This window comes from Planomonospora antibiotica, assembly GCF_014647955.1.
GTDB lineage: Bacteria > Actinomycetota > Actinomycetes > Streptosporangiales > Streptosporangiaceae > Planomonospora > Planomonospora parontospora.
In genome coordinates, this window is sequence record NZ_BMQE01000094.1 from 1 (window position 1) to 8,986 (window position 8,986).

At 57.4% G+C, this 8,986-nt stretch carries 7 protein-coding genes; 1 reads left to right on the forward strand and 6 read right to left on the reverse strand.

The window, feature by feature from the left end; all coding sequences use genetic code 11:
• Positions 1-113: 113 nt before the first annotated feature.
• The 6 genes from IEZ06_RS35000 to IEZ06_RS35025 all read right to left on the reverse strand — a co-directional run bounded on the left by IEZ06_RS35000 (position 114) and on the right by IEZ06_RS35025 (position 6,999).
• Complete coding sequence (locus IEZ06_RS35000) at positions 114-1,202, reverse strand: STM4015 family protein (RefSeq protein WP_229799126.1); 1,089 nt, start codon at positions 1,200-1,202, stop codon at positions 114-116.
• 618 nt (positions 1,203-1,820) lie between these two features.
• A complete protein-coding gene (locus tag IEZ06_RS35005) occupies positions 1,821-2,951 on the reverse strand; it encodes a winged helix-turn-helix domain-containing protein (protein ID WP_189240964.1) in 1,131 nt (376 codons plus the stop codon).
• A complete protein-coding gene (locus tag IEZ06_RS35010) occupies positions 2,941-3,936 on the reverse strand; it encodes a GNAT family N-acetyltransferase (protein WP_189240965.1) in 996 nt (331 codons plus the stop codon). Before IEZ06_RS35010 ends, IEZ06_RS35005 begins: the two co-directional genes overlap by 11 nt.
• Positions 3,933-5,204 carry an MFS transporter gene (locus tag IEZ06_RS35015; protein ID WP_189240966.1) on the reverse strand — a complete coding sequence of 424 codons (1,272 nt, stop codon included), beginning with the start codon at positions 5,202-5,204 and terminating at the stop codon, positions 3,933-3,935. The genes IEZ06_RS35010 and IEZ06_RS35015 overlap by 4 nt, the downstream gene beginning before the upstream one ends.
• A complete protein-coding gene (locus IEZ06_RS35020; RefSeq protein WP_189240967.1) occupies positions 5,204-5,878 on the reverse strand; it encodes a hypothetical protein in 675 nt (224 codons plus the stop codon). The genes IEZ06_RS35015 and IEZ06_RS35020 overlap by 1 nt, the downstream gene beginning before the upstream one ends.
• A 77-nt stretch (positions 5,879-5,955) precedes the next feature.
• Positions 5,956-6,999 (reverse strand): YncE family protein, encoded by a 1,044-nt coding sequence (locus IEZ06_RS35025; RefSeq protein ID WP_189240968.1) that lies wholly within the window; start codon positions 6,997-6,999, stop codon positions 5,956-5,958.
• Between the two features lie 462 nt (positions 7,000-7,461).
• Between IEZ06_RS35025 and IEZ06_RS35030 the strand changes: the two genes are divergently transcribed.
• On the forward strand, positions 7,462-8,175 hold the full coding sequence (locus tag IEZ06_RS35030; RefSeq protein ID WP_203872414.1) for a TIGR02466 family protein: 714 nt from the start codon (positions 7,462-7,464) through the stop codon (positions 8,173-8,175).
• Positions 8,176-8,986: the final 811 nt, after the last annotated feature.

Sequence of the window (8,986 nt, forward strand, 5' to 3'; positions counted from 1 at the left end):
ATACAAATCCAATCGATCACACTGTGACATCAAAGACTTCGGCTCACGTAAAGCCCTCTCAAAGGCGTGCCGCCGGATATGAGGACGGCTACTCGGCGGCGGTGTCGCGTCTTTCACTCCGAGACGGCGACATAACGCCATGTCCTCAGATGCGCCTGAGGTTCGGAGAGGTCGACCTCGACACCGGGCAGAGCGCGCCGGATCCGCCTGCCCATGTCCTCACTCAGGAAGTGGTGGTGCAGATCCAGGTGGCGAAGGTGGGTGAGAGGCTGGCCGCTCAGCAGGGCTTCGGCTCCCGCATCGCTCAGCTCACCCATGGCCAGGCTGAGCGCCTCCAGCCGGGCGACGACCGGCGCCGCGGCGACGGCGGCGGCCACCTCGTCCTGGATCTCGCTGTCGCGCAGGCCGAGCCGGCGCAGCGCGGGCAGGCCCGTCCCGGACAGGACGCCCTCCAGATCGTTCACCGTGGCGTCACCGCCGTACTCGGCGACACCGAGCCACAGCTCCAGGTGCTCCAGGACGGGCAGTTCGCACCTCCCCAGCACGCGAACGACATCGCCGGGCAGCCCACCGGTCTCGAACCGCAGAACCTTGAGGGAGGCATGCCGTACGGGGCACAGGTGCAGGCCCTCACTGCCACGCACGTCCAGCCGTTCCAGGAAGGGGAACGCCTCCAGGACCGGGGTGATGTCACCCTGCTGGATCCAGGAGATCTGATAGTCGGGCTCGATGAAGCCGAGGAACAGCGAGCGCAGCCGGGGCAGCCGGTGGGCGTTGGCGGCGAGTACGGCAGGGGCGTCGCGGGCGCTGATCCCGGCGACCACGATGGCCTGCATCCGGGAACCGTCGACGGTGGCGAGCAGTTCCTCCAGCCCGGCGGTGAACCCGGGGCCGTCGGCCTCCTCGTACACCTCACTGCCGTGCAGGGGCCAGGCGAAGAGCGAGGGATCCGGGACGGTGTCGCGGCCGGTGAGCATGCGGTGTTCGGCGACGGGCAGCCCGGCGTAGGTCTCGCGGTGGCCGCCCATCCTGTCCCATCGGTAGACCCCGTCCTCAGGAAGGAACGTCTCGCCGGGATCGCGCGGGTCGGCCGCTCTTTTCCCGGGGTAGAGCGCGTCGAGATATCTGTCGTACTCGTTGTCGTCGAGATATCTGTCGTACTCGTTGTCGTCGACATACATCTCGTTGCCATCGATGAACATGCGTCATCCTCGGTCGAGGGTGCGGGCGACGCTTCCGGAAGCGTCGCCCGCAGCCGGCTCGTACACCACTTCCGGGACGTGACCTCGTATATAAGCCTGAATCACCCGGCTTGGCGTTCGTCAATGTGATCGACTCGGTGGTGTCTCAGGAGCGTCGGCGTGCCGCTTGACTTGGATGTATGAATTTTCGGCACTCGCAGAGCTGAGCGTCCGCAGACGAGACCGGCTCGGCGGAGTCCTTCACGAGTACTCACATGCCGCTTGAACTGCATGGATGTAATTTTCGGCAGGCGCAATGCCGATCACTACAACGGCCATCGGCCGACCAGTTCCGCGCAACGACCACCCGATCACGACGAGCGGACCGTCGTACCGCTGGAAGGCCGGCTCGAGCATCGGAGGGTGCTCGGCGGGTTGATCAACGAATACCACCGAGCCGCATAGCCGTTCCGGGGAAATCCCAGCTTAAGCCCTAGGCGATGGATTTTGAAACGGTGCAGGGCAACGGCAATTCCCGCAACGAGTACCGCAGCAAGACAGCGCTGGCCGAGGTGGACCCGACAAAGATCGGTGTGCCGCTCGACCGGGACAGCAGTTGCGCTCAGCAGATCAGTAGCGCTAGGTTCCGAAACTCTCCCGAACTACTCGGAACTCATCACAACCGAGCTGCATCGCTAAGCGCCAGCCCGCTTGCATCAGAGCCTGCTCATTACGCATATCTTGTGATTCATAATATGCTGCCAATGCGACAAGATCGTTTCCCTCGCGCGTTAAATCTGCTCGCCCGATTATTGAGCCCTCGACAAGTAGTGGTGTTACATAGTAGCCATATTGCCGCTTTGCGGCAGGTTTGTATGCCTCAAACGTGTAGCTGAAGCCGAATAGTCGACGCGTCCTTTCACGGTCCCAAATTAGATTATCAAAAGGGGTTAGGAAGACGGGTTGGGTCACACTTGAAGGGATATTGATCATCGACGGATGGACCCATGCAGGATCAGTCCAACCCTCGACATTGGCTCGAATGAGCCCGATTTCCGCAACGACAGATTCAACGTCCTTCCGCGTGAGCCGGAAATATTCCGTCAAGTCTGAAACCGTGGCTACGCCGTATGCTTGCGCAGCTCTTGAAACCAGCGTGGCAAGGCTCTGTGTTTCGCTTAGCTGCTTATTAAGCAGATGGGAGGGGATGCGACGTTCTGGAAGGTCGTAGATACGTTGGCTACCTTTGCGTTCGGCGCAGATAAGTCCTCCAGTCCAGACGAGGAATTCGGCAGCCGTTTTAGTTTCTGACCAGTTCCAGCCCGATGACTTTACAGCACCAGCCTCAAGTTGACGGATGGTCATCGGGCCTTGATCGCGTACTAGGTTAATCAGCCGATCGCACACCGTAGCAGGGGGAGCCCAACGAGCTTTCTCGGTGCGTTGCCTGCTGAACTCCCATAGGGGCCAGTCCTCGATGGGCAGCAAACAAACTGCATGCGCCCACGATTCGAAGACAGCAGCCGGACCTGAAGAGCTCCATAAGCCGTCATCTAGGGTCTGCCGACCCTTCAGAGCAGAAGCACGCGCTAAGCAAACCAAGCGATGGGCTTTATCCACTCGCTGGATTGCATCAAGTTGGATTGCTCCTAAGTGCCGCAAGATATTGAGCGGGGTTAGGAGGTCTGACTGTTCGGTTAGTCCTTGAGCAGCAACGGCAAGTCGGCGAGCCTCAGCACAGGAAAGACTCAATACTGAATTATTCGACATTTAGCTCCCATGTTCCCCAAGTTGGACAGAATCCGAACCGTTGCCAGAACTGCGAGGTTGATAGCGGATTATTCGCTCCATGAAATACGTACGTGTAATCAACCTGTGAGTTGTTTAACTCGTTGAGAGCTGTATTGATCAATGCACTACCGACTCCACGGCCCCGATACTCTGGCACCACGCAGACCCACTGAACGACACCGGCCCGTCCGTGAGGCGTGCGCCGAAGTTTACCATCATTGGGAACGTCGAACTGCGAGGTCTCGATCACACCGATAACGGTTTTATCATATTCTGCGACATAAAGCGTGGCGCCTTCGCGGATGCGTTTCTCTAGGTCCTCAACTCCATCGCGGCTATCTAGCGCAGCTGTCGAAACGAACGCCGACGTTGGTAGTTGATCCTCGATATGTTGGACATGGAGATTTGCTATCTTTGCCGCATCCTGGCCCTGCGCTGCTCGTATATTGAAGCCATTAACAGAAGGAAGGGGCGTGTGTGCAGAACCTGCACGAAGGGCTAAAAAACTGTCTAATGTGAATCCAAGATGGCCTAATGCTGTAGCTGTAACAGCATCTCCTAATGGGATGTGCAAGGTTATGCGATCTGTGTCTGGGTAACTTGAGCGAATCAGGTCAAAAGGCTGCGGGATGTTAGCCACCGAGTATGCTGATGTGAACATCGTCGTAGAGGAGACTACTGGGTTCACACCTTCGAAGGCGGCGCAACCGGGATCGCTATTGTGAAATATAGTACCGATCACCGCCGCAGACAGGTTGTTTTCCCCTGACCAAGCCAGGACAGCAAAGCCGTTTCCTGGGGCCGCCACGTCGTCAACTTTGCTGGGAAGATTTACTCCACTTAGAGCCGGTGTCGTCGCACGTCGACGAAGGAGTATCGCATTCAGTGCCGCCCGGTGCCTGAGGCTCAACTCGCTCAGGCTGACGATCTCTACTAGGTGTTTCTGCGGCGCTACGGTGCTCACACAACTACCTGGCTTTCTGTATCGCTCTTCGTCTTAGCTGGCTTCAGAGTGAGTCCACGCAATGCAATTATGGTAAGTACAGCACCGATAAGGCCAGCGCCGATGAGGGGGGAGCTGACGCCATGTTGAGCGATCAGCAATCCACCGACACTGATTCCAATTGTGTAGCCGAGGTCGTTTCCTACTCCCACCCAAGAGTTCGCTTCATGCTTGACTTCCGAAGGAATCCCTTCATCAATAAGCAGATAAGAGTTGATGTAGAGCGGTGTGACAGCTAGGCCACTGACAAGCAGGATGGCGGCGACCGCCCATGGCGATCGTGTGAAGAGTAAAGCAACTATCGGCAATCCGAAGATCAAGCTCAGGATCGCCTGTCTCCTCCATAAAGTGCTGCGGAGGTTGAGAGCCCCATAGGCTAATCCGCCAATGACGCCCCCTGCGCTGATTGCAGCGGTTATAAAGCCCGATGTAGCAATTGATCCATGATTCGCGGCCAAGCCGGGTATCGTAATGGCAAGTAGGCCGAACGATGTTCCCATTACAACAATTGGTGAGACAATTCCGCGTAGGTCCGGTCGCGCAATCGGTCCTAGAATCAGTTGCACAATTCGTACATAACTCTTCGTGTTCGCTGGTGCCTCTGGAGGTTCTGATGCACTGGCTTGCTGGCGATCGACTAGAAGATCTCGACGAACTGCTGGAGTAAGCAACGGGAGAATGATACTAAGGCAGGTTCCGAGGGTTAATATAGAGATAGACCAATGGAGACCTGCAGTCAGCATTAGCACAGATGCCAGGACAGGCCCCGCAAAGAAACCGGCCTCCTCGACGAGAGAATCCAGCACATGTAGAAGCTTCACCTCGTCATCGGTTCGTGCAGTTCTTCGCCATGATGTGCGCACCGCAGAGTCGAGCGCAGGAGCTGATATTGCTGCAACGAAGGCGAGTGCACCGATCGCGAGGCTGCTCACACGCGAGTTGACCGCGCATGCTGTGAGCGCAACAAGCGCCGAGATATAGGTGATTGTTTGAGGGACTAGCGCCTTCCTTGACCCCCATTTATCCAGAACGCGAGCTCTTAATGGCGCGGTTCCTGCAAATGCTAGGACCATGAGCCCTTGCAGAAATGCCGCCTCTGCGTAGCCGCGGCTTTGGGCAAGCACAACTACAAATGCAATCGGAAAGGCTGCACCAGCTGTACGGCCCACGATGAGATAGCCGAGGAGACTGATTGCCGCTGGGCGGCGGAGGACACTTAACCCTCTCATTAATTGATCTCCTCGCTCATCGCCTGGAGTGACTGACGATGAAGCAGTACCAGTCTGGCCAGCGGTGTACCGCGTGATATTTTAGAGACGTGACGAGGACGAATGGCTAAACTCATTCCTCCATTGTCAGCAGTTCGATTGACTTGCTTAGCAGTCATGATCCCTGTAGGGATTTCAATCGCTTCCGATCGATCCAGGCCCATGACCATCAAGTACATGTCGTCTGGGATCTGCGCCGTCCACCCTAGCCGCCACTCAACTGAACCGTCGCCATTTGGTAGGAACATAGCCTCCCAATTGTCTCCTATGCCCTTAAACTGTGTGAAGCGAAGCCAATCGTTTCGTGAAGTGGCAAGCCAGCCATCGCCACGATTCCATACATCGGTCCTGTTCAGCATTCGGCTGACAGCCGTGAGGTCAGTCTCCGATTCTGCCCCGAATTGGATATCGTCCACCGGGGTAAGGGTGATATCGATCGGGCTCTGCACAACCCAGCCAAGCTCTTGACCTAGCACCCATGGCGGACAAGAGGTTGCTGGGCGAACACGGCGGTTGTAGCGGAAATGCTTTTCGTACATTTCTGCGGCCTCACGCTCGGCGACGCGAGCTACCTTATGCTTATGGGGAAGAAGCGCCCAATCGTAGAGCTGGCCGAACCTGATGATTGTACTCAAATTTCACGTCCTCATGCGAAAACGTTGCGTGGTGTGGGATGTCCACACCACGCAACGTTTCTAACGCTTGTTTATGCCTACGCCTGAACGCTAGTTAGGCCGGCCTCCAGCCGCTCCGCAGGGAGGGTGCTCAGGTCCAGCATGGTAACGCTGCAGGGTCCGTAGCCAACCTGGATCTCCTGGTAGACAAACTCGCCTTCCTGGCGGTCCAGTGGTGCCGAGTCGAGGTCGACCATCGTCAACGAGTTGGGGCCATAGGCTGGCCAGTTCATCTCGATGATGGTCTTCCTGGCGAAGTTCGTGATGTACATCGTTTTGTCTTCCTTGTCGACGGTGAGACCGCGAGGCCCCGGGCCGACAGGGATGTACCGCATGACTTTAAGGTCGCTAAGGCGGACGACATACACCGAGTTGACTGACTCGACAGAGATGAGCGCGTACTCTTCGTCCGGTGAGAAGGCGACAGCTCGACCGCCGATATACCCGAGTTCGACGTGCGTTACTTCACTCGATGCGATATCGATCACAGAAGCGTAGGTAGCCTGCGTATTGGCCACGAAGACCCGGCGTCCAGTCGGCTCGATCGCGACGCTGTAGGGATGAGCGGTCGTCCCTACGTCAATGGTCTCCGCTACCGACACGGCTTCGGGCTTGCCCGTAAGCAAGCCCGAGACGTCCAGCTTACGGACAACGCCCTCACCCCAGATACAGACGTATGCCCACTTCCCGTCGGGCGTGACCGCCATGTGGCGAGGGTCACGGCCTACCGGCAGCTGGCGAAGCTCGATGTTGAGTTCAAGGTCCACGACGGAGACGGTGTCTGAACCCGAGTTCGAGACCAGGATGTACTTGTCGCCTGGCATGATACCGAGACCACGAGGCCCGTGACCGACCTCGATCCGCCGGACCTCCTCAAGAGAGACGGGATCGATCTCAGAGATCGTGTTCTGGCTGGTGTTGGAGACGAAACCGCGGCCAGTTTTGGTGAACTTGACTCCACCCCGAGGGGCGTTGCCGACCTTGATCTGACGGGCCAGACGGTGGTCTTCTTTGCCAGACTTCGCCACGACGGAGATCACGCCGTCGTCAGTGTCCGTGGAAAAGAGCTCGATCTGAGCCACTACATGCCTCCCGTAGGCGGTCGAATGCCGCTTAACTGACAAGATGATCAAAATAGGTGATAGATCTCAAGTCAAGCCTTGACCTTGCTGGGAACCCTTGCTATGGATCTTGGGGTCCCCGTGCATTCTGGACGACTCGCAGTAGCTGAGCTTGACGCCCAGACTGCGCAGCTGCACGTCCTCGCGCCCATTAGGGAGCCTCATCTGGGCTTCTTCCAAGCAACCGCACGGAGGACGACTGCCTCCCGGACTCCTCCTGGAGTCACGCATTGTCGGCGAGTTGACGCATTGTGCACGCAATCAAATAAGATCACTAGGCGGCAGGTTGACCCCGCCTCGACCTTCCGAAAGATCTTGGGCTTGGGATAGTGTCCGTGACTGACCGACCGGAAGGCCTCTCAGGCCGCTCTACAGATGCGACGGATCGCACCCTGGTCCAGTCGTAGGTGACTGAGGATTAATATGACCACATCGTATGATGATCAATTTAGTGCTGCGGATCTTTCCGCCCCTTCAGGGACGATAGTGCAGCTGTTTACAACTCCCGTGGCCCGCGTCACCCATCCTTATGCCGATCAGTTCAACGACTTGCTGGCCGACCTGGTAATCACTAGAACAGAGGTGGTTAACAACAAATTTACATACAAATCAGAGACCTCTCCCGACATGACCGAATGGGGTGAGCCGATAATTGACAAGCTCACCAACTGGGTCTTGAAAATGGCGCGTCAGTTCGTTGAAAGTGCGATTGGGAAAGATCTCAACGAAGCCTTCTCTGAAGGCAACTTCAACAGGATCGAGAGCGCTAAAGGTAGGCGCGTCGTCTCGCTCGCTGTCGGCAACAGCTGGGCAAGTGTGTACCGGAAGGGTAATCAGCACGATGCCCACTTTCATCCTAACACTGCATTGGCGGCGATTTATTACGTCAAAGCGCCGGACGTTTGTGAACTAGATCTTATCGACCCTCGCCAAAATATTGGCTATTTTGACCCCGGAATCACCTTTGCCGGCGAAGATCATAACGTTCGCTTGCACTGCAAGCCTGGTGAACTAGTGATTTTTCCTGGATGGCTTAAGCATTCGGTTCCAGACTTTCAAGAGGAGTCCGAACGGATCTCCATTTCCTGGAACCTGGGCTATGCGGTTAGTTACCTTGAAGAGAAGTTGGATGGCTGATTCTCGACAAGCCTGATCGGAGGGCCGGTGCTGGGCCGATCGTAAAGTCTTGAGCCCTGGAACTTTTGATCGGCTTGGTCCGTCTGAACATTCAAAAGCCTGAGTGGAGAAGTTTAAGCTAATGGCGGCTGTAAGTTGTACTGCTTCAAAAGTCGTCGCAGGGTACTTGGCCTGCGGTCGACTTGAGGCGACGGCTCAGGCAAGATCGGTTCTTGCGCCTCTCCGTATCCTGTGAGTGCCGGAAACTCGGCCAGCGACGGTGACCCGCGGTTTGGTGCTCGAGTGCCCACTGTGCATGATCGCTATTCATGGCGTTGCGGCTGCTCTATCTGATCTTTCTCCGAGATCAGCGCGCTGGCGCGGATGCCGCCCGCACCCGACCGCCTGAAGGCGTTCGTGACGCCGAGCACACTGCTGCACCAGCACGCTGATCTGGTGCGGCGGCGCTGGACGGTCAAGCGCCGCAGACCGGGGCGGCCCGCCACACGGCCTTCGGCGAGATCACTGATCCTTCGCATGGCCCGGGAGAACCCGTTGTGGGGATATCGCCGGATCGCCGGGGAACTGGCCGGTCTGGGGTATCGCGTCGGTGCTTCCACCGTGTGGCTCATCTTGAAGAAGGCCGGCCTTGATCCGGCGCCGCGACGCACGGGACCGACCTGGAGCGAGTCCCTGCGCGTCCAAGCCTCCGGGATTCTGGCGTGCGACTTCTTACTGCGACACCGTGCTGCTCAAACGCCTGTAGGGCCTGGCCTCGTTGTTTCACCGCAGCGGCCAGCTGATCTTGCGCCTGTGATGTCGCTTTGATCCC

What these genes read in the sequence shown, in the direction of transcription:
- IEZ06_RS35030 (WP_203872414.1), top strand. Translation starts at nt 7,462, where the DNA reads ATGACCACATCGTATGATGATCAATTTAGTGCTGCGGATCTTTCCGCC.
- IEZ06_RS35015 (WP_189240966.1), bottom strand. Translation starts at nt 5,204, where the DNA reads ATGAGAGGGTTAAGTGTCCTCCGCCGCCCAGCGGCAATCAGTCTCCTC.
- IEZ06_RS35005 (WP_189240964.1), bottom strand. Translation starts at nt 2,951, where the DNA reads ATGTCGAATAATTCAGTATTGAGTCTTTCCTGTGCTGAGGCTCGCCGA.
- IEZ06_RS35000 (WP_229799126.1), bottom strand. Translation starts at nt 1,202, where the DNA reads ATGTTCATCGATGGCAACGAGATGTATGTCGACGACAACGAGTACGAC.